At 73.0% G+C, this 18525-nt stretch carries 17 protein-coding genes; 12 read left to right on the top strand and 5 right to left on the bottom strand.

The window, feature by feature from the left end:
• Positions 1-187: 187 nt before the first annotated feature.
• Positions 188-1537: an MBL fold metallo-hydrolase RNA specificity domain-containing protein gene (locus ACFYS8_RS29740; protein WP_387646755.1), complete on the top strand. Its 1350-nt coding sequence runs from the start codon at positions 188-190 to the stop codon at positions 1535-1537.
• Between the two features lie 42 nt (positions 1538-1579).
• On the opposite strand, the gene ACFYS8_RS29735 is transcribed toward ACFYS8_RS29740, so the two are convergent.
• The gene (locus ACFYS8_RS29735; RefSeq protein WP_387646753.1) at positions 1580-2269 is read right to left on the bottom strand and encodes a response regulator; all 690 of its coding nucleotides are present in this window, start codon (positions 2267-2269) and stop codon (positions 1580-1582) included.
• Positions 2266-3129: a sensor histidine kinase gene (locus ACFYS8_RS29730; protein WP_387646751.1), complete on the bottom strand. Its 864-nt coding sequence runs from the start codon at positions 3127-3129 to the stop codon at positions 2266-2268. Before ACFYS8_RS29730 ends, ACFYS8_RS29735 begins: the two co-directional genes overlap by 4 nt.
• 101 nt (positions 3130-3230) lie before the next feature.
• Here ACFYS8_RS29730 and ACFYS8_RS29725 point away from each other — a divergent pair, with 101 nt between their 5' ends.
• The 11 genes from ACFYS8_RS29725 to ACFYS8_RS29675 all read left to right on the top strand — a co-directional run bounded on the left by ACFYS8_RS29725 (position 3231) and on the right by ACFYS8_RS29675 (position 15883).
• Positions 3231-3965 (top strand): ABC transporter ATP-binding protein, encoded by a 735-nt coding sequence (locus tag ACFYS8_RS29725; protein ID WP_387646749.1) that lies wholly within the window; start codon positions 3231-3233, stop codon positions 3963-3965.
• Complete coding sequence (locus ACFYS8_RS29720; RefSeq protein WP_387646746.1) at positions 3962-6316, top strand: FtsX-like permease family protein; 2355 nt, start codon at positions 3962-3964, stop codon at positions 6314-6316. The genes ACFYS8_RS29725 and ACFYS8_RS29720 overlap by 4 nt, the downstream gene beginning before the upstream one ends.
• A gap of 239 nt (positions 6317-6555) precedes the next feature.
• Entirely contained in the window at positions 6556-7794 is a 1239-nt protein-coding gene (locus ACFYS8_RS29715; protein ID WP_387646743.1) for a cytochrome P450, read from the top strand.
• 49 nt (positions 7795-7843) lie between these two features.
• On the top strand, positions 7844-8974 hold the full coding sequence (locus ACFYS8_RS29710; RefSeq protein ID WP_387646741.1) for an acyl-CoA dehydrogenase: 1131 nt from the start codon (positions 7844-7846) through the stop codon (positions 8972-8974).
• A 4-nt stretch (positions 8975-8978) separates the two neighbouring features.
• Entirely contained in the window at positions 8979-10157 is a 1179-nt protein-coding gene (locus ACFYS8_RS29705; protein WP_387646738.1) for a GNAT family N-acetyltransferase, read from the top strand.
• Complete coding sequence (locus ACFYS8_RS29700) at positions 10144-10599, top strand: type II toxin-antitoxin system RatA family toxin (protein ID WP_387646736.1); 456 nt, start codon at positions 10144-10146, stop codon at positions 10597-10599. The genes ACFYS8_RS29705 and ACFYS8_RS29700 overlap by 14 nt, the downstream gene beginning before the upstream one ends.
• Positions 10596-11840 (top strand): aspartate aminotransferase family protein, encoded by a 1245-nt coding sequence (locus ACFYS8_RS29695; protein ID WP_387646733.1) that lies wholly within the window; start codon positions 10596-10598, stop codon positions 11838-11840. Before ACFYS8_RS29700 ends, ACFYS8_RS29695 begins: the two co-directional genes overlap by 4 nt.
• A 50-nt stretch (positions 11841-11890) precedes the next feature.
• The gene (locus ACFYS8_RS29690; protein ID WP_387646731.1) at positions 11891-12145 is read left to right on the top strand and encodes an acyl carrier protein; all 255 of its coding nucleotides are present in this window, start codon (positions 11891-11893) and stop codon (positions 12143-12145) included.
• A complete protein-coding gene (locus tag ACFYS8_RS29685) occupies positions 12142-13389 on the top strand; it encodes a beta-ketoacyl-[acyl-carrier-protein] synthase family protein (protein WP_387646729.1) in 1248 nt (415 codons plus the stop codon). The genes ACFYS8_RS29690 and ACFYS8_RS29685 overlap by 4 nt, the downstream gene beginning before the upstream one ends.
• A 31-nt stretch (positions 13390-13420) precedes the next feature.
• On the top strand, positions 13421-14452 hold the full coding sequence (locus tag ACFYS8_RS29680; RefSeq protein ID WP_387646727.1) for an SDR family oxidoreductase: 1032 nt from the start codon (positions 13421-13423) through the stop codon (positions 14450-14452).
• Positions 14453-14707: 255 nt separating this feature from the next.
• The gene (locus ACFYS8_RS29675; protein WP_387646725.1) at positions 14708-15883 is read left to right on the top strand and encodes a GyrI-like domain-containing protein; all 1176 of its coding nucleotides are present in this window, start codon (positions 14708-14710) and stop codon (positions 15881-15883) included.
• Positions 15884-15896: 13 nt separating this feature from the next.
• Here ACFYS8_RS29675 and ACFYS8_RS29670 read toward each other — a convergent pair whose 3' ends face one another.
• From ACFYS8_RS29670 to ACFYS8_RS29660, 3 genes are all read right to left on the bottom strand, one after another.
• Entirely contained in the window at positions 15897-16805 is a 909-nt protein-coding gene (locus ACFYS8_RS29670; protein ID WP_387646722.1) for an NAD(P)H-binding protein, read from the bottom strand.
• A 31-nt stretch (positions 16806-16836) separates the two neighbouring features.
• Complete coding sequence (locus ACFYS8_RS29665; RefSeq protein ID WP_387646719.1) at positions 16837-17877, bottom strand: NAD(P)-dependent alcohol dehydrogenase; 1041 nt, start codon at positions 17875-17877, stop codon at positions 16837-16839.
• Positions 17878-18006: 129 nt separating this feature from the next.
• Positions 18007-18474 carry a nuclear transport factor 2 family protein gene (locus tag ACFYS8_RS29660; RefSeq protein ID WP_387646718.1) on the bottom strand — a complete coding sequence of 156 codons (468 nt, stop codon included), beginning with the start codon at positions 18472-18474 and terminating at the stop codon, positions 18007-18009.
• Positions 18475-18525: the final 51 nt, after the last annotated feature.

The raw sequence follows: 18525 nt of genomic DNA, 5'->3' as shown, positions 1-18525 counted from the left end.
GTCGGTGCGGGAGCGTGGCCGGACGCGACACGCAGGCGCGGCGGGTGTCGCGGGCCCGGTGGCCGGTGCGGCGGGACCGCCGGTGGTGGATGGTGGGAGACGGACCCCGGGAGGCACCGCCATGGATCATCAGCCCGCCCCGACGCCCCGGCCGGGACTGCTCACGTTTCTGGGCGGGGTCGGGACCGTGACCGGTAGCAAGTTCCTGGTGGAGACGGACCACGCCCGCGTCATGATCGACTGTGGGCTGTTCCAGGGCCTGGCCGAGCTGCGGCGGCGCAACCGTCGCCCGCTGCCGCTGGACCCCGCCGATGTGCACTGCGTGGTGCTCACCCATGCGCACCTGGACCACTGCGGGTATCTGCCCCGGCTGGTGGCGGACGGGTTCCGGGGGCCGGTCTTCACCACGCCGTACACGGCGCGGATCGCCGAGCTGATCCTGCGCGACAGTGCCCATCTGCTCCAGGAGGACGCCGACCACGCCAACCGGCACGGCTGGTCGAAGCACCGCCCCGCGCTGCCGCTGTACACCGAGCAGGACGTGGAGCGGACCCTCCAGCTGTTCGACCCCGTCGCGCACCACAGCGAGATCGAGATCGCCGACCGGACGGTTCTGCGTCTGCACCCGGCCGGGCACATTCTCGGGTCGTCCTGGGTGCACCTCGCGCTGGAGGACGGCCACACCCTCGCCGTCAGCGGCGACCTCGGCCGGCCCGTCCACCCGCTGCTGAACCCGCCCGATCCCTTCACGGGCGCGGACGTGCTGCTGATGGAGTCCACGTACGGCAACCGGCGGCACGAGGAGGCCGCGGCCCGGGAATGGTTCGCGAACGCCATCGACCGGACGCTGGCCCGGGGCGGCACCGTCGTCATCCCGTCGTTCGCCGTGGACCGCACCGAGGTGGTGCTGCACGAGCTCGCCGAGCTCCGCCGCGCGGGGCGGCTGTCGCGCGGCGCACCGGTCTACGTGGACAGTCCGATGGCGCTCGCCACACTGCGGATCTACCAGGACGCGTTCGCCGAACGGGCGCCCGAACTGCGTCCGGAGGTGCTGGCCCGGGGCGAGGCGGCGATCAGCCCGGAGCCGTTCCGGGCGGTGCGGTCGCTGCCGGAGTCGCTGGAGCTGGAGAACTCCGCGCTGCCCGCGATCCTGGTGTCCGCGTCCGGCATGGCCACCGGCGGGCGCGTCGTGCACCATCTGCACCGGCTGCTGCCCGATCCCCGCAACACCGTGATCGTGGTCGGGTACGCAGCTGCCGGCACCCGGGCGCGGGATCTGGTCGACGGCGCGCGGGTGTTGAAGATGTACGGCGGCTACGTGCCCGTCCGGGCGGAGATCGTCAACGTCCCGGCGTTCTCGGCGCACGCGGACGCCGTCGAGATCGTCGACTGGCTGCGCCCGGCCCCCGCCCCGTCCGCGACGTACCTGGTGCACGGCGAGCCGGAGGGCGCGCAGGCGCTGCGGGACCGGATCGACCGGGAGCTCGGCTGGACGGCCGTGGTGCCGCGGTCCGGGGAGCGGGTGCTGGTGCGCTGAGCGTGCCGTGCCAGTTGTGACCAGAGGCGTGCCTTCATTCGCCTACTGGCCGGGGGAGACCAGTCCGGTCTCGTAGGCGAGGACCACGGCCTGGGCGCGGTCGCGGAGGGTGAGTTTGGCGAAGATCCGGGCGACGTGGGTCTTCACGGTGGCCTCGCTGAGCGTCAGGTGGTGGGCCAGTTCGCTGTTGGAGAGGCCGCGGCCGAGCATCGTCAGTACTTCGAGTTCGCGGGGTGTCAGCGCCGCGAGGTCGCGGTGGACGGCCGGGGCGCGGTCGGCGGGAGAGGCTGCGGACGGTGGGGCAGTGGCGAAACGTTCGACCAGGCGGCGGGTGATGGAGGGGGAGAGCAGCGCGTCGCCGGTGTCCACCAGGCGGACGGCGGCGGCCAGGTGGGCCGCTGTGACGTCCTTGAGCAGGAAGCCGCTGGCGCCGAGGGACAGCGCGGCGTAGACGTAGCGGTCGAGGTCGAAGGTGGTCAGCATCAGCACCCGGCAGTCCGGCTGCCGGGCGAGGATCCGACGGGCCGCTTCGAGGCCGTCGAGGATCGGCATCCGGATGTCCATGAGTACGACGTCGGGGCGTAGTTGGGCGGCGAGTGCGACGGCCTCGGCGCCGTCGGCGGCCTCGCCGACCACGTCGATGCCGCGGGCGGTGAGGATCAGCCGGAAGCCGGTGCGGATCAGTTCCTGGTCGTCGGCGATCAGCACGCGGGGCGGAGGAAGCGTGCTCATGCGGCGCCCGCCAGCGGGATCCGGGCGCGGACCCGGTAGCCGCCGCCGAGGCGGTGCCGGGCGTCCAGGTCGCCGCCGTACACCGCGACGCGTTCGCGCAGGCCGAGCAGGCCCCGGCCGGTGCCGTCCGGGCGGCGCCGGGGTGCGGGGGAGGCGCCGCTGAGGATGCTGGGGCCGCTGTTCAGCACCTCGACCCGCAGGTAGCGGTCGGTCCAGCGCACCGTCACCTCGGCCTTTCCGCCGTCGCCGTGGCGCAGCGCGTTGGTCAGCGCCTCCTGCACGATCCGGTACGCCGTCAGGTCGATGCCGGCGGGCAGCGGCCGCGGCTCGCCGGAGATCCGCACCTCCACCGGGAGGCCGGCGAAGGCGATCCGGTCGACCAGCGCGCCGAGTCCGTGCAGGCCGGGCTGCGGCGCGAGGTCGGCCTCCTCGTCGGAGCCGTCCGCCGCGGGGGCCAACAGGCCCAGCAGCTGGCGCAGTTGGGTCATCGTGTCGCGGCCCGCGCCCTCCACGGCGGCCAGCGCGGTGGCGGCGGCGTCGGGCATCAGCGCCAACACCTCGCGGGCGGCGCCGGCCTGAACGACCATCAGGCTCACGTTGTGGCTGACGATGTCGTGCAACTCGTGGGCGATCCGGGCCCGTTCGGCGTCCACGGCGGCCCGGGCCGCGCTCTCCCGCTCGCGCTCCAGCAGCCAGCCGCGGTCCTCCAGCGCCTTGCGGTGCCGCCGCCGTTCGCGCAGCAGCGCGGCGCCGAACCAGCCCGCGGCGGCCAGCGCGGCCAGCAGCGCGCCGACCAGCAGAACTCCCCGATCCCCGTGCACCCCGCCACTCTGGCAGAGCCACAGGTGTACGCGCATCATCCGCCGGATCCAGCGCCGTACATCCCCGGGATGACGACGGTTCAGGGATGCACCTGAAGAGGGACGCCGGGGCCCGGCGGGGTCGGGCAGTGTTCGGTGCCATGACGGAACGAGGCAAGGTCGTCAGGTTGGACGACGCACGCGGCGAGCACGGGGATGTGGTCGTCCGACTGGACGGCGTACGCAAGGAGTTCGGCGAGACCGCCGCGCTGGACGGGGTCTCGCTGGAGATCCGGGCCGGCGAGGCGGTGGCCGTGATGGGGCCCTCGGGGTGCGGCAAGTCCACGCTGCTCAACATGGTGGCGGGACTGGACCGGCCCAGCGCGGGCCGGGTCGAGGTGAACGGCGAGGACCTGGGCCGGCTGAACGAGACCGGGCTGGCGCTGTACCGGCGCCGCCGGATCGGCATGATCTTCCAGTTCTTCAACCTGATCGACGACCTGCCGGCGCTGGACAACGTCGCACTGGCCGCCCAGCTGACCGGCAGCCCGGCCGGCCAGGCCCGGCGGCGGGCGCTGGAACTGCTCGACGAACTCGGCATCGCCGACCGGCGCTCGGTCTACCCGGCGGCGCTCAGCGGCGGCGAGCGCCAGCGCGTGGCGGTGGCCCGGGCGCTGATGAACCGTCCGGCGCTGCTGCTCGCCGACGAGCCGACCGGCGCACTGGACAGCCGGGCCGGCGAGCAGGTGATGGACCTCTTGATCGACCTCAACCAGATCGGGCAGACCCTGCTGATGGTCACCCACGACAAGCGCCTGGCCACCCGCTGCGCCGGCCGGCTGATCGAGTTGGCCGACGGCAAGGTGGCCCGCGAGAGCGTTCTGGAGCGGGCATGAGCACGTTCTCGAGTCGGGCGGGGTGGGTCGGCTCGGGTGCCGTCTGGCAGGCGTCCCGCGCCGCCGTGAAACGCCGCCGGCTGCAGACCTTCGTGATCGGCCTGGTGGTCTTCCTCTCCGCCACCACCCTGGTGGTCGCGCTCGGGCTGATCGACGCGGCCAGTGCCCCGTTCGACAAGGCCTTCGGTGCTTCGAGCGGCGCCCATCTGACCGCAGCCTTCGACCCGGCCAAGGCCACCGAGGCCCAGCTCGCCGAGACCGTGAAGCAGCCCGGCGTGACTGCCGCGGGCCCGTTCGGCCAGCTCCACGTGGACCTGGAGGACCCGACCGGCGACCTGCCCGAACAGCCCGCCACCCTGGTCGGACGGGCCGACCCGGGCGGGCCGGTGGACCGGCTGGAGGTCTGGATGGGCCACTGGGCCACCGCCCCCGGCGAACTGGTGCTCAACCTGCCCCGCGGCGCCCGCCCGCCGGACTCCCTGATCGGCTCCACCCGCACGATCGCCGGCCGGGGGAGTCTCACCGTGGTCGGCGTGGCCAGCAGCGTGACCGGCACCGCCGACGGCTGGGTGACGCCCGCTCAGCTGACGGAGCTGCACCCCACCGCCGTCCAGATGCTCTACCGCTTCCCGCACGCCGGATCGGCGGGCGACATGGACGCCGCCACGGCCGCGATCACCGGGCAGCTGCCGCCGGGCTCGCTGGTCTCGGGCCTGTCCTGGCTGAAGGCCAAGGAACGGGTCGCCCGGGGCGCCAAGCTCTTCGTCCCGCTGCTGATGACCTTCGGCGTCGTCGGCCTGATCGTGGCCGTGCTGATCGTCGGCAATGTGATCAGCGGCGCCGTGGTCTCCGGCTTCCGGCACATCGGCGTACTCAAGGCGATCGGCTTCACCCCGAACCAGGTGGTCGCCGTCTACCTGACGATGCTGTCCGTCCCTGCCGTGGTCGGCTGCGTGCTGGGCACCGTCGCGGGCAACCTGGCGGCCGTGCCGCTGGTCACCCTGTCGCTGCGCGGCATCGTCGGCACCACCTATGTGATCAGCCCCTGGGTGGACGCGCTCGCCCTGCTCGGCCTGCCCGCCGTGGTGGTGCTCTCCGCGCTGCTCCCGGCGATGCGCGCCCACCGGCTGTCCGCCGCCCGGGCGATCAGCGCGGGCAGCGCGCCGCGCGCCGGGCGCGCCCTGCGGGTCCAGCGCCGGCTGGCCGGCGCCCGGCTGCCGCGCTCCGTCAGCCTGGGCCTCGGCCTGCCGTTCGCCCGGCCCAGCCGCACCGCGCTGACGCTGGCCGCCGTGGTGCTCGGCTCCGCCGCCGTCACCCTGACCACCGGGCTGACCAGCACCATGACCAAGTACGGGGACGCGGTGGAGCACGCCGGCCAGCGGCGGGTCGAGATCGACACCGGCCAGAGCCGGATGAACCAGACCGAGCCGACCCTGCCGAACACCGAGATCGAGGCGAAGCTGCGCGAACTGCCCGGCGCGGCAAAGGTGATGGTCAACTCCTACGTGCTGGCCCAGCTGGTCGGCGACCCGCAGCCGGTCATCGTCGACGCGATGCGCGGCGACTCCCAGCAGCTCGGCCCGCTGCTCCTCAAGGGCCGCTGGTTCGGCGGACCCGACGAGATCGTCGCCTCGGCGGGCTTCCTGCACCAGCGCGGACTCGCCGTCGGCGACCAACTGACACTCTCGGTGGGCGACCGGCAGACCCGGATGACCATCGTCGGCGACTGCCTGATCTCCGCCCCCGACCTGGTCTTCGCCGACTGGCAGGGCCTCCGGGCGGCCGCGCCGGACAGCAAGTCGCTCGACCGGGCCCCGCAGTACGTCGTGCAGTTCGCGTCCGACGCCGACCCGGCCGGGTTGCAGCGCGCCGTCAAGGCGATCGACCCCGGGCTCTACCCGAACGCCGGGACGACGGTCAACGCCGGTTCGGTGACGGTGATCAGCACCTCCGGCATCCTCACCCTGCTGCTCGGCGCGGTCACCGCGCTCGGCGTCTTCAACACCGTTGTTCTCAACACCCGGGAGCGCCGCCGCGACCTCGGGGTGTTCAAGGCGATCGGCATGACGCCCCGCCAGGTGAAGGCGATGATGATCACCTCGATGGCCGCCGTCGGCCTGGTCGGCGGACTGGTCGGGCTGCCGCTCGGGGTGCTCGCCCACCGCCTGCTGGTGAGCGTCACCTTCGGCTCGGCCGGGATCGAACTCCCCGGCTGGATGGTGCACATCTGGTCGCTCGCGAACCTGGCCGCGCTGAGTCTGGCCGGTGCGCTGATCGCGGCGGCGGGCGCGCTGGTCCCGGCCCGGTCGGCGGCCCGGCTGACCGTGGCGGAGGTGCTGCGCAGCGAGTGAGAGCCCGTCGCGTTCCTGTTCGGCCCCGGCGGCATCCCCGCCGGGGCCGATCATTTATCCGACGGATATTAATTCCTATCGCAGGATGGCCACTTCAATTCAATCTTGGTTTGTGCGCGATTCGACTTCGGGTACTCTCTGACCGGCCGACCGGAATTCCCGGGTCGATTCGACGGGCCTGCGTGCGTGACGGCGGGCGAAGGTGGGTGAGCGCATTGAACAGTTCGGCAGTTGACCTGATGAATATCGGTGACCAGCCGAATGCGGAAGCGATTCTCTGGTCGGTCTTCGCCCCCGAGGCCCGGGAGAATCCCTACGCCCCGCTCGCGGCGCTGCGCAGGATCACCCCCGTCCTGCACCACGAGGAATTGGACACCCGCTTTCTGACGGGGTTCGCCGAATGCCAGGCCGCCCTGGCCGGCCCGGCCTTCGCGGTGCCCGACCGGGCCTGGATGGAGCGGGAACAGCCCGAGTGGCAGGCCCACTCCGCCGCCGACATGTTCTACGCCTCGCTGCTCGGCACCAACGGAGCCGCCCACGAGCGCCTGCGCGGCCCCCTGGTGAAGGCGTTCGGGCCCCGGCGGACGGCCGCGCTGTCCGCGGCCATCGAGAAGACCGTCGACGAACTGCTCGACGGCTTCGCCGACGCCACCGCCGACGGCGGCACGGCCGACTTCCAGGAACTGGTCGGCTACCCGCTGCCGGTCGCGGTGGTCGGCCAACTGATCGGCGTGCCCGCCGCCGAGCAGGAGCGCTTCCACCGGCTCGGACGCGACGCCGCGCGCCTGCTGGAACCGGTGCGCTCCGACGAGGACTGGCGGCTCGCGGACGAGGCAGTCACCGCCCTGCGCGGCTACTTCACCGAACTGCTGCGCGAGCGCCGCGCCCGGCCCGCCGAGGACCTCACCTCGGGGTTGCTCGCCCAAGCCCCGGTCGACCAGCATCCGCTGGAAGAACGGGAGTTGGTGGACGTCCTGGTACTGGTCTTCGTCGCCGGGTTCGAAACCACCGCCGGGCTGCTCGGGCTCTCGGTGCACGCCCTGCTCACCCACCCCGACCAGGCGGCCCTGCTGCGCGCCGACCCGGGCCTGCTGCCCGGCGCGGTCGAGGAGTCCCTGCGCTGGGACGGGCCGGTGCTGATGACCGAACGGCTCGCCACCCGGCCCGCCGAGATCGGCGGCGTGCACGTCCCCGCCGGCGGCAGCGTCACCGCCGTCATCGGCGCCGCCAACCGGGATCCGAGGCGCTACCCGGAGCCCGACGCGTTCCTGGTCCGCCGCCCCGAGCGGCACGTGCTGAGCTTCGGCGCCGGGCCGCACTACTGCTTCGGCGCGGCACTGGCCCGCCTCGAAGGGGCCGCGCTGCTCGGCCGGCTGCTCGACCGCTTCCCCCGGCTCGCCCTCGCCGGGCCACCGGTGCGGCGCGCGTCCGCCTGCCTGCGCTCGTTCGACGCGCTGCCACTGGTGGCCGTCGGCTGACGGCCACCCGCCGCACGTGTCGTACCGCCACTCCCCGAAGGACGTGCCAGTGAACTACCTGCACCGCGAACGCGCCGAACTCGAAGCGCTCATGCCCGGGTTGGACCAGGCACTCGCCCGCCACCCGCTGACGGCACTGGAGCAGGCACCCAGCCCGGCCATCGAGGAGTTCAAGAACGCCGGCGGCCCCGGCCTGCTGGTGCCCGCCGCCCACTCCGGCGCCGGCGCGAGCGCCCTGCAGGCCGTCCGGGTGCAGCGCGCCGTCGGCGCCCGCTGCCCCTCGCTCGCGGTCGCCACCACCATGCACCACTTCTCCATCGCTGGCCTGGTCGAAGCCGCCAAGTACGGCAACGGCCTGGAAGGCCTGCTGCTGGAGGCGATCGCCAAGGAACGGATGCTGGTCGCGTCCGGATTCGCCGAAGGCCGGCCCGGCCAGAACATCCTCACCCCGCACATCACCGCCGAACGGCGCGGCGACCGGATCGTCCTCAACGGCAGCAAAATGCCGTGCAGCCTCTCCCGCTCCATGGACCTGCTGACCGCCTCCGTCGCCCTCACCGGCGAGGACGGCATCCCGCGGCTCGCCGTCGCACTGATCCCCGCCGCCACCCCGGGAGTCACCGTCCGCCCGTTCTGGGGCACGCACATCCTGGCCGGCGCCGAGAGCGACGAAGTCCGGCTCACCGACGTCGAGCTGGACCCGAGCATGGTGGTCGCCACCGAAGTCACCGCCGACGCCGTGCCCGACACACTCAACGTGGCCGGCTTCCTCTGGTTCGAAGTCCTGCTCACCGCCGGCTACCTCGGCATGGCCAGCGCCCTGGTCGAACGCGCCCTGCACCGCAAAGGCGGCGGCGAGGACGACCCCACGCCCTACCTCGTCCCCGTCGAAGCCGCCATGCTCGCCGTCGAGGCCGTCGCCCGCGCCATGGCCGACGAGGAGTGGAACGAGGCCCTGCTCGTCCAGGCACTCACCGCCCGCTACGCCGCACAGGACGCCATCGCCCGCACCACCCGGGCCTGCCTCGCCGCCCTCGGCGGCATGGCGTTCATCGGCTCATCCGACGGTTCCTACCTCGCCTCCGCCGCCGTCGGCCTGACCTTCCACCCACCGGCCCGCAACAGGATGGCCCGCCCACTGCGGGAGTTCCTCGACGGCCGCGCCCTGCGGATCGGCTGAGCCGGTGGCACCGGGCTACCAGGTCGAAGAGCTGCGCAGCGTCGAGGAGTTGCCACCCGGCGCCTGGGAACGGCTCGCCCCGCCCGACGACCCGATGTGGTCCCGGGGCGTGTTCGCCGCGCTCGAACGCAGCCGCGTCGGGCCGGCGGGCTACCGCTACCTGACGGTCCGCCACGAGAGCGACTTGGTGGCCGTCCTGCCACTGTGTCTGTTCCGCGACCTGATGCTCGACCGGATCGTCGGCCCCCAGGAACGCCGCCTGCTCGCCCCGCTGCGCCGCGTCGCGCCCCGCCTGCTGCGGGTCCCGATGCTGTTCTGCGGCCACCTGCTCGGCCAGGGCCACCTGCTGACCGCCCGCCCGCTCGACGCCCCGGCCGGGCGCCTGCTGGTGGACGCCGTCCTCGACTTCGCGCGCCGCGAGGGTCTGGAAACGGTGGTGTTCAAGGACTTCGCCGCCCCCGACCTCGCCCCACTGCGCGAACCGCTCACCGCGGCCGGCTTCTTCCTCGCCCCAGGCCTCCCCGACACCGAACTCGCCCTGTCCGCCGCCACCTTCGAGGAGTACCTGGCCGGCCTCCCCGCCAAGCCACGGCGCAACGCCCGCGCCAAGATCCGCCGCTTCCAGGCCCACCCCGACCTGCGGATCGAGATCCTTGCCGAATACGCCCACCTGCTGCCCCAACTGCTCGCCCTCTACCAGCAGGTGATGGACCGCGCCGACCAGACACTCGACGTCCTCGACCACGCCTTCCTCACCGCCCTCACCGGCCAGGACGACCCGCGCAGCCGCCTGGTGGTCTGCTTCGAAGGAGCGGAGCCCGTCGGCTTCCTGCTCTGCCTGTTCACCGGCGACGGCGCCATCGGCGCCCGGATCGGCCTCGACTACCGCCTCAACCACGACGCCGCGATCTACCACAACCTGCACTACGCGGCCGTCCGGCTGGCCATGGACAGCGGCTGCCGACACATCCGCTTCGCTCAGACCGCCTACGAACCCAAGGTCGAGATGGGCTGCGCGCTGATCGAACAGTGGCACGCCATGACCCACGTCCGCGCCCTGCCCCGCGCGGTGCTCCGCCGACTCCTTCCGGCCGCCCTCACCGCCGCCCGCGCCGACGCGCTCGGACCGCACCACACCCAACCGACCCACCGCGAAAAGAGGCCCTCACATGCCGCGCGTTGAAGTGGAGCTGCCCATCGCCGTGGCGCCCGAGGACGCCTGGCCGGTCGTGGTGGACGTCCTCGGCTACCCCGACTGCATGGACAGCGTCGACTCCGTCGAAATCGTCGAACAACCCGACGAGAACCACCGCACCACCGCCTGGTCCGTCCGCCTCAAGGGCTCCGTCCTGCGCTGGACCGAAACCGAACTCATCGACCACACCGCGCGCCGCTTCGACTTCGAACAACTCAGCGGCGACCTCGGCGCGTTCGTCGGCCACTGGGCGGTGAGCGCCGCACCCGGCGGCGGCAGCACCGTCGCCCTGCACGTCGACTTCGACATCGGCATCCCACTGCTCGCCGACATGCTCAACCCCGTCGCGGCCGACGCACTGCGCGAGAGCGCCGCCCAGATGCTCGCCGCCCTCGAACAGCGACTGCTGCTCCAGGCGGTGAGCCGGTGACCACCGCCCCCGCTTTCGATCAGCTGCGCCGCCACTTCTCCCCGAAACTCGCCCTGTCCGGCGGCTTCGCCGGCCGCGGCGCCGTCGAAGTGGCCGCCGAAGGCTGCCGGGTGACGCTCTCCGACGGCCGCACCGCACTCGACTTCGGCTCCTACGCCGTCACCCTGCTCGGCCACCGCCACCCCGCCGTGACCGCAGCCGTGCACGCCCAGCTCGACGCCATGCCGACCGCCACCCGCAGCCTCGCCAACCCCGTCGCCGCCCAGGCCGCCGCCGCCCTCAGCGGCTACCTCGGCGACGCGCTCCCCAAGGTCTACTTCGGCCTGAACGGGGCCGACGTCGTCGAAGTCGCCGTCAAACTCGCCCGACTGGCCACCGGCCGCACCCGCGTCCTCGCCGTACGCGGCGGCTTCCACGGCAAATCGCTCGGCGCACTCGCCCTCACCCACAGCCCGCTCTACCGCACCGGCCTGCTCGGCTGCGCCGTCGACGTCGTCCACCTCGACGCCGACGACCCGCACGCCGTCGCCCGCGAAGTGGCGGCCGGCGAAGTGGCCGCCGTCGTCCTCGAACCAGTCCAGGGCGAGAACGGCGCACAGCCACTGCCCACCGAGACCCTGCGCCAGTGGTGCGAGGACGCCGCCCGGCACGGCACCTTCGTGATCGCCGACGAGATCCAGTGCGGCCTGCGCCGCTGCGGCGAACGCTCCGTCGCCCTCGCCGACGGCCTCCCGGTCGACGCCGTCCTGCTCGGCAAACCGCTCGGCGGCGGCGTCGTCCCGCTCTCCGCGCTGCTCTGCACCGAACGGATGTACGCGCCACTCGCCGCCGACCCGTTCCTGCACTCCGCCACCTTCGGCGGCCACCCGCTGAGCTGCGCCGCCGTCCCCGCCGCACTCGGGGTGATCGAGGAACTCGCCGACCACGGACGCCAGTTGGCAGCACAACTGGACGGCGTCCTCGACGAGCTCCGGGCCCGCCACCCCGACGTGGTGCGCGCCGTCCGCGGCCGCGGCCTGCTGCGCGGCATCGACTGCGTCTCGCCGCACGCCGCCGGCACCACCCTGGTCGAACTGGCCGGCACCGGACTCCTGGTGTCGCCCTGCCTGAGCCGCCCCACCACCGTCCGGCTGCTGCCACCGCTCATCAGCACCGCCGCCGAGATCGCCGAAGCAGCCACCCTGCTGGACGCCGCACTCGCGGCGACCGGACGAACCCTGCGCAGAACAGACGCCGGCTGACCACGGCCGGCACCGAGGCCGCACCCGCGGCGGAAGGAGCGAAGGAAGCTTTGCCCACACGAGAGGAACTGGCCGTCACGGTCAGAACGGTCATCTCCGACGTCCTCGGCACCGACCCCGCCGAACTGCAGGACCGCACCAGCCTGCTCGAGGACTACGGCATCGACAGCCTGGAACTCATGGAGATCGGCGCCCGCCTGGAACGCGCCCTCCAGCTGCGCATCGACCCGGGCGACCTGATCGCCGCCCGCGACGTCGGCCACGCCATCGACCTGCTGCGCACCAGGCTGGACACCGCGGTATGAACGGCCGCCACCCCACGGGCGGACACCGCGTCGCCGTCACCGGAATCGGCGTCAAGTCCCCGGCCGGCAACGGAATCGAGGAGGTCTACGCCGCCCTGCTGGCCGGCCGCTCCGCCACCACCCGGCTCGACCGCCTGGCCGACTCCGGCCTGCCCGTCCACATCGCCTGCCTGACCCCGCCGTTCGACGTCACCGCGTACCTCACCCCCCGCGAGGTACGCCAGATCGACCGCCCCGCACAACTGCTGCTCTGCGCCGCCGCCGACGCGCTGGCCGACGCCGAACTGCCCGCTGACCAGCGGCTTGAGCGGATCGGCGTCCAGATCGGCACCGGCATCGGCGGCCTCACCAGCATGGAGGACGCCACCACCGGCTTCGCCCACCGCCCCCGCGACCTGCCCGTGCACACCGTCCCCAGAACCATGAACAACTCGCCCGCCTGCCGGATCGCGCTGCGCCACGGCTTCCAGGGCGTCTGCACCACCTACTCCAGCGCCTGCGCCAGCGGCAGCACCGCCCTCGCCGAGGCCGCCCGCCGGATCCGGCACGGCGAACTCGACGTGGCGGTGGCCGGCGGCGTCGACTCCGCGGTGAGCACCGTGGTGATGGGCTCGTTCGCCCGGATGCGGGCACTGTCCACCCGCAACGACGACCCGGCGACGGCCAGCCGCCCGTTCGACGCCGACCGGGACGGCTTCGTGATGGGGGAGGGCGCGGCCGTCCTGGTGCTCGAACGCTGGGAGGCAGCCCGCGCCCGCGGCGCCCGCATCCACGGCGAGATCGCCGGCTGGGCCGAGACCTGCGACGCCTTCCACATCGCCGCCCCGCACGAATCCGGCGAAGTGGCCGGCCGGTGCATGACGCAGGCCATCGCCGACGCCGGGCTGTCCGCCGCCGACATCGGCCACATCAGCGCCCACGGGACATCGACGGTGCCCGGCGACCGCGCCGAGGCCCGGGCGATCGACCAGTGCTTCGACGGCCAGTCGCCACCGGTCACCGCCGTCAAGGGCGTCACCGGCCACCTGATCGGCGCCGCCGGCGCGCTCGAGGCCGCACTCGCCCTGGTCTGCGCGGCCCGCGGCACCGTCCCGCCCGTCGCCAACCTGCGCAGCAGCCCCGAGGCGCACTGGGTGGACCTGGTGAGCGGCGCGCCGCGCACCGTCGCGCCCGCCCCCGTGCTGTCCAACTCCTTCGGGTTCGGTGGCCAGAACGCCTGCCTGGTGCTCGCGCCCCCGCTCTGAACCCCCGTCAGCTCAATTCGCGGAGCCAAACATGCGAGTCCTTCTCACCGGGGCGACCGGAGTGGTCGGCACCGAGTTCGCGCACCAACTGCGCGCCGCCACCGCCGCGCACGGCCGGCCCCTCACCCTCGTCCCGGTGGCGCGGCGGGACGAGACGGTGGTGCGCTGGCGGATGGGCGTCGAACCGCCACCCGCCGAACTGGCCGGGCACTGGGACGTCATCGTGCACGCGGCCGCCAGCACCCGCTGGACCCTGACCCGCGACGAGGCCGTCGCCGCCAACCTCGAACCGCTGCGCGCCGTCCTCACCCTCGCCGACCGCGACACCCACCTGGTCCAGGTGTCCACCGCGTACGTCGGCGGCGTCCGCAACCCCGAAGACCTGCGCGGCACCGAGTTCGAGGGCTACCGCAACGGCTACGAGTGGTCCAAGGCCACCTGCGAGGCGATCGCCCGCCAGGCCCACCCCGGCCCGCTCACCCTGATCCGCCCGCCCCTGGTGGTCGGCCGCCGCGGCACCGGCGAGATCGCCCGCTTCTCCGGCCCCTACTCGATCCTCCAGGCGCTGGTCTCCGGCACCGCCGCCGTGGTGGTCGGCGACCCGGCCGGCCACGCCGAGATCAGCCCCGTCGACGAGGTCGCGGCGGCGATGGTCGCCGCCGTCCTCGCTCCACCGCCCGAGCAGCCCCGCACCGAGGTGATCGCCGCCGGCCCCGACAGCCTCGACCTCGACGAACTCCTCGACGTCATCTGCGCCACCCTCAACCGCTTCCGCGCCGCGCACGGCGTCGCCCCCATCGACCGCCCCCCGCTGGTGTCCGTCGACAGCTGGAACCGCTTCTTCCTGCCGCTCGCCGACCAGTGGCTCTCGCCCATCCAGAGCCAGGCCGTCAAACTGCTCGCGATGTTCCAGAGCTACACCAGCATGCGCCGCCCCTTCGACCCCACCTGGAAGGTCGCCGACCCCGCCGCCGCCATGGCCGCCTCCGTCCACCACTGGGCCGAACGCCGCCCCCGCCTCGCCCTGGCCCGCCCCGAACCGTGGACGCTGCTCACGTCCTGACGCCACGTCAGCAGCCCGGCGTTCGAGGGCGACGACCACGCTGCGGCACGGATCGGCGGCGACGACCACGCTGCGGCCCGGATCGAGGGCGATGACCACGCTGCGGCCCGGATCGACGGCGAGACCGGAACGGGCGGCCTCCGCCGGCATCCTGGTCGGCCGGGTGCGCCGCCTGGCACGCCCGGCCGGTTGAACCTGCCGTCCACCGGTCGGTGGACAGTCGCGGCCCACTATTCTAGCGCTAGGATAGTTTCCATGGACTCAGGCCTGACCGCCGCCGAGCTGACGCTGCTCGGGCTGCTGGTGGAGAAACCCCGGCACGGATACGAGCTGGAGGGGGTGATCGCGGAGCGCGGGATGCGGGAGTGGACCGAGGTCGGATTCAGCTCGATCTACTACCTGCTGACGAAGCTCCGGGAGCGTGGACTGATCGAACAGGTCGAGGGATCGGCCGTCGTCGGCGACAAACGGCGCAAGGTGTTCGGCGCGACCGCCGAGGGCCGACGGGCCTGCGCGGCGGCGGCTGAGGCGGCGATCGCCGAACTGCACCCGCTGTACCCGCGCGTCCTGGTCGGCCTGGCCAACCAGCCCGCCATCGGCCACGAACAGCTGCTCGACGCCCTGGACCGGCGCTCGCGGGCGCTCGCCGAACGTATCGAGCAAGTGGCCGAAGCCGCCGGGTCGCCCGTGCCCGACTTCGTGCGCGCGATCTTCGACTACTCGCTGGGCCAACTACGCGCCGAACAGAACTGGTTGGACCGTTACCGGGCATCGCTTGGCGGTGCGCACCCACAAGGAGGGGGACCGAGCATGGCACCGTACGACATCAAGAAGGACCTGAAGGAGTTCTACGCGCCCAAGAACACCACGTGGGCCGTCGTGGACGTCCCCGAACAGCAGTTCCTCGCCGTCGACGGCAGCGGCAACCCGAACACCGCACCCGCCCACGCCGCCGCCGTCGAGGCGCTCTACGCCGTCGCGTACACCCTGAAGTTCGCGGGCAAGCAGGCCGAGGGCGGCCGGGACTTCGTGGTCGGCCCGCTGGAAGGGCTGTGGTGGGCCGAGGAGTTCGAGGCCTTCACCAGCCGGGACAAGGACAGCTGGAACTGGACCATGATGATCAGCCTGCCCGGCTGGATCACCGAGCAGATGATCGACGAGGCCCGGCAGACCGCACTCGCCAAGAAGAAGCACCCCACCATCGCCGACGTCCGCCGGCTCACCCTGCACGAGGGCCCCAGCGCCCAGCTGCTGCACATCGGCTCCTACGACGACGAAGCGCCCGCCCTGCACCAGCTGCACCACGAGTACCTGCCGGCCAACGGCCTGCGGCCCGGCGCCAAACACCACGAGATCTACCTCGGCGACCCCCGCAGGACCGCGCCCGAGAAACTGAAGACCGTCGTCCGCCAGCCGGTCGAACCCGCCTGACCGGTACGGGTGTTCACGGCCCCGTGATCCGGTCGGCGTGCCGGCGGACGTAGTCGCCGACACCGGTGGCCGGGCGCCCGGTGACCAGTTGGACACCGTCGGCCCGGCGGTCGTAGCGGTTCTCGGCGTGCAGCCGGGCCATGGTGGCGATGTGCTCGAACACGTGGTCCGGCAGCCCGAGCGGCCTGAGGTCGCGGTCGATCCACGCGTCGAGCGGCACATCGGTGTAGCCGACCGGCCGGCCGAGGGCGGCGGACACCTCCGCGGCGACGGCGTCCCCGTCCTGCGAGCGCGGGCCGGTCAGTTCGTAGGTGCGGCCGAGGTGCGGCTGCGGCTCGGCCAGCACCTGCGCGACCACCGCCGCGACGTCCGCCGCCGCGACCGGCGAGGTCCGGGCGCGGCCGAGCGGCAGCCGAATGGTGCCGTCCCGGGCGATCGAGGACAGGCCGACCCGGAACAGCGGGTTCTCCAGGAACACGGTCGGCCTGACCTCGACCACCGGCAGCCCCGACCAGCCGAGGACCTGCTCCACCAGCCACTGCTGCCGGTGCTGCCGCGACTCGCCCGCCTCGGCCAAGTCCAGCTCGGAGACGGTCAGTTGCGACATGTTGACCAGTACCTCCAGGCCCGGCGCCGCCCGCGCCACGGCCGCCGTCGTGACCGCGGCCTGCAGGTACTGGGCCGACACGCCCATGCCGAAGTACACCCGCGTGCAGCCCGACAGCGCCTTCGTCACCTCGCCGATCCGGGTCAGGTCCGCGACCACCACCTCGGCGCCCGTCGCCCGCAGCGCCTCCGCGCGCTCGTCGTCGCGCCGCACCAGCGCCCGGACCGGCAGGCCGCGTCCGCGCAACTCCTCCACCACGGACCGCCCCACGGCCCCCACCCGGCCGGCGGCGCCGGTCACCAGAATCGGCTGCACGCGGGACCTCCTTCCCCTGCCTGTTGTGCCGTCAGACGGTCGCGGCGTCGATGACGAAGCGGTAGCGGACATCGCCGGCCTGCACGCGCTTGTACGCCTCGTTGACCTGGTCGGCGCGGATCGTCTCGATCTCGGCGGCCACGCCGTGCCGCGCGCAGAAGTCGAGCATCTCCTGGGTCTCCGCGATGCCGCCGATGCTGGAACTGCTCATGCTGCGCCGGTTGCCGCCCAGCGTTCGCAGGTCCACCGGCAGCTCCTTCTCGGGCAGGCCGAGGTTGACCATGGTGCCGTCCCGGCGCAGCAGGTCGAACAGGGCGGGGAAGTCGAGCGGGGCGGAGACGGTGTTGAGAATCAGGTCGAAGTGGCGGGCGAGCGCGTCGAAGGTCGCCGGGTCGGAGGTGGCGTAGTAGCGGTCGGCGCCCAGCCGCAGGCCGTCGTCCCGCTTGCGCAGCGACTGCGACAGCACGGTGACCTCCGCCCCGAGCGCGTGCGCGATCTTCACCGCCACGTGGCCGATGCCGCCGAAACCGACGACCGCGACCCGCTTCCCCGGGCCCGCGCCCCAGTGCCGCAGCGGCGAGTAGGTGGTGATGCCGGCGCACAGCAGCGGGGCGCCGGCGTCCATCGGCAGGGCGTCCGGGAAGCGCAGCACGAAGTCCTGATCCACGACGATGGTCTCCGCGTAGCCGCCGTAGGTCGGCCGGCCCTGCCGGTCGACGGCGTTGTACGTCCACACCGGGCCGTCGTCGCAGTACTGCTCCAGCCCCGCCCGGCAGTTGTCGCACGTCCGGCAGGAGTCGACCATGCAGCCGACGCCGACCCGGTCGCCGACCGCGAACTTCGTGACACCCCTGCCGACTTGAGCGACCACTCCGGTGATCTCGTGCCCCGGGACCATCGGGAAGACGGCGCCGCCCCAGCCGTCGTGGACCTGGTGGATGTCGGAGTGACAGATGCCCACGAAGGCGATGTCGATCAGCACGTCGTGCTCGCCGACCGGCCGGCGCTCGACGGTGGTGCGCGCGAGCGGGGCGTTGGCGGCGGGGGCGGCGTAGGCGGCGACGGTGGTCATTCCGTCGGGTCCCTTCTCTGCGGAACGGGTCTGGGTGTCGGTGTGGCGGGTGAACCACCCGCGCGGCTACCGCCGATGGGGCGACGGCCGGTGACGTCATGGGGAAGTCACGGGAAAGTCATGGGGAAGTCACGGGGAACAGGGGCGGGTCTCGGTCCAGTCGACGAGCAGGCGGCGTTCGGCGAAGAGCCAGCGGCCGTGCTGCTTGACGAACACGTCCAGGTAGCGGATGGCGGCGATCATGACCGTGCGTTCGGCGTCCGCCCCGTAGGAGAGGTGGTGCGCCAGGCAGTAACTCTCGCCCGTCGCGCGGTCGCCGTCCAGGGTGACGGTGCTCCGACCGTTGAAGTGCAGGGTCGCCCGGTGGGAGTTCAGGTCCGCGAAGACCGGCGCGAGGGCCTCCCGGCCGCGCAGCTCCTGGGCCGGCTCGGCCGCGCCGGCGTCCATGTGCACCAGGAAGCGGGCGTCCTCGGTGAACAGGGCCTGCTGCCCCGCGGCGTCCCGGCGATCCGCGCAGCGCGCGTACGCGTCGACCAGTTCGCGGATGGCCAGCCGGTCGGCGGCCTCCTGCTCCGAGACCGGGGTGTGGACGGACATGGCGGCTCCCTCGGGACGGCGTCCGGTACACCTGTTACGACACCCCGGGCC

Origin of the sequence: Kitasatospora sp. NPDC004615 (assembly GCF_042873545.1) — a bacterium.
Taxonomy (GTDB): domain Bacteria; phylum Actinomycetota; class Actinomycetes; order Streptomycetales; family Streptomycetaceae; genus Kitasatospora.
The sequence above is the reverse complement of the archived record's forward strand: the minus strand, read 5'-3'. Positions and strand labels throughout refer to the sequence as shown.

Coding starts and splice junctions, on each gene's coding strand:
- ACFYS8_RS29735 (WP_387646753.1), bottom strand. CDS start 2,269: ATGAGCACGCTTCCTCCGCCCCGCGTGCTGATCGCCGACGACCAGGAA.
- ACFYS8_RS29730 (WP_387646751.1), bottom strand. CDS start 3,129: ATGATGCGCGTACACCTGTGGCTCTGCCAGAGTGGCGGGGTGCACGGG.
- ACFYS8_RS29725 (WP_387646749.1), top strand. CDS start 3,231: ATGACGGAACGAGGCAAGGTCGTCAGGTTGGACGACGCACGCGGCGAG.
- ACFYS8_RS29720 (WP_387646746.1), top strand. CDS start 3,962: ATGAGCACGTTCTCGAGTCGGGCGGGGTGGGTCGGCTCGGGTGCCGTC.
- ACFYS8_RS29715 (WP_387646743.1), top strand. CDS start 6,556: ATGAATATCGGTGACCAGCCGAATGCGGAAGCGATTCTCTGGTCGGTC.
- ACFYS8_RS29700 (WP_387646736.1), top strand. CDS start 10,144: ATGCCGCGCGTTGAAGTGGAGCTGCCCATCGCCGTGGCGCCCGAGGAC.
- ACFYS8_RS29685 (WP_387646729.1), top strand. CDS start 12,142: ATGAACGGCCGCCACCCCACGGGCGGACACCGCGTCGCCGTCACCGGA.
- ACFYS8_RS29680 (WP_387646727.1), top strand. CDS start 13,421: ATGCGAGTCCTTCTCACCGGGGCGACCGGAGTGGTCGGCACCGAGTTC.
- ACFYS8_RS29675 (WP_387646725.1), top strand. CDS start 14,708: ATGGACTCAGGCCTGACCGCCGCCGAGCTGACGCTGCTCGGGCTGCTG.
- ACFYS8_RS29665 (WP_387646719.1), bottom strand. CDS start 17,877: ATGACCACCGTCGCCGCCTACGCCGCCCCCGCCGCCAACGCCCCGCTC.
- ACFYS8_RS29660 (WP_387646718.1), bottom strand. CDS start 18,474: ATGTCCGTCCACACCCCGGTCTCGGAGCAGGAGGCCGCCGACCGGCTG.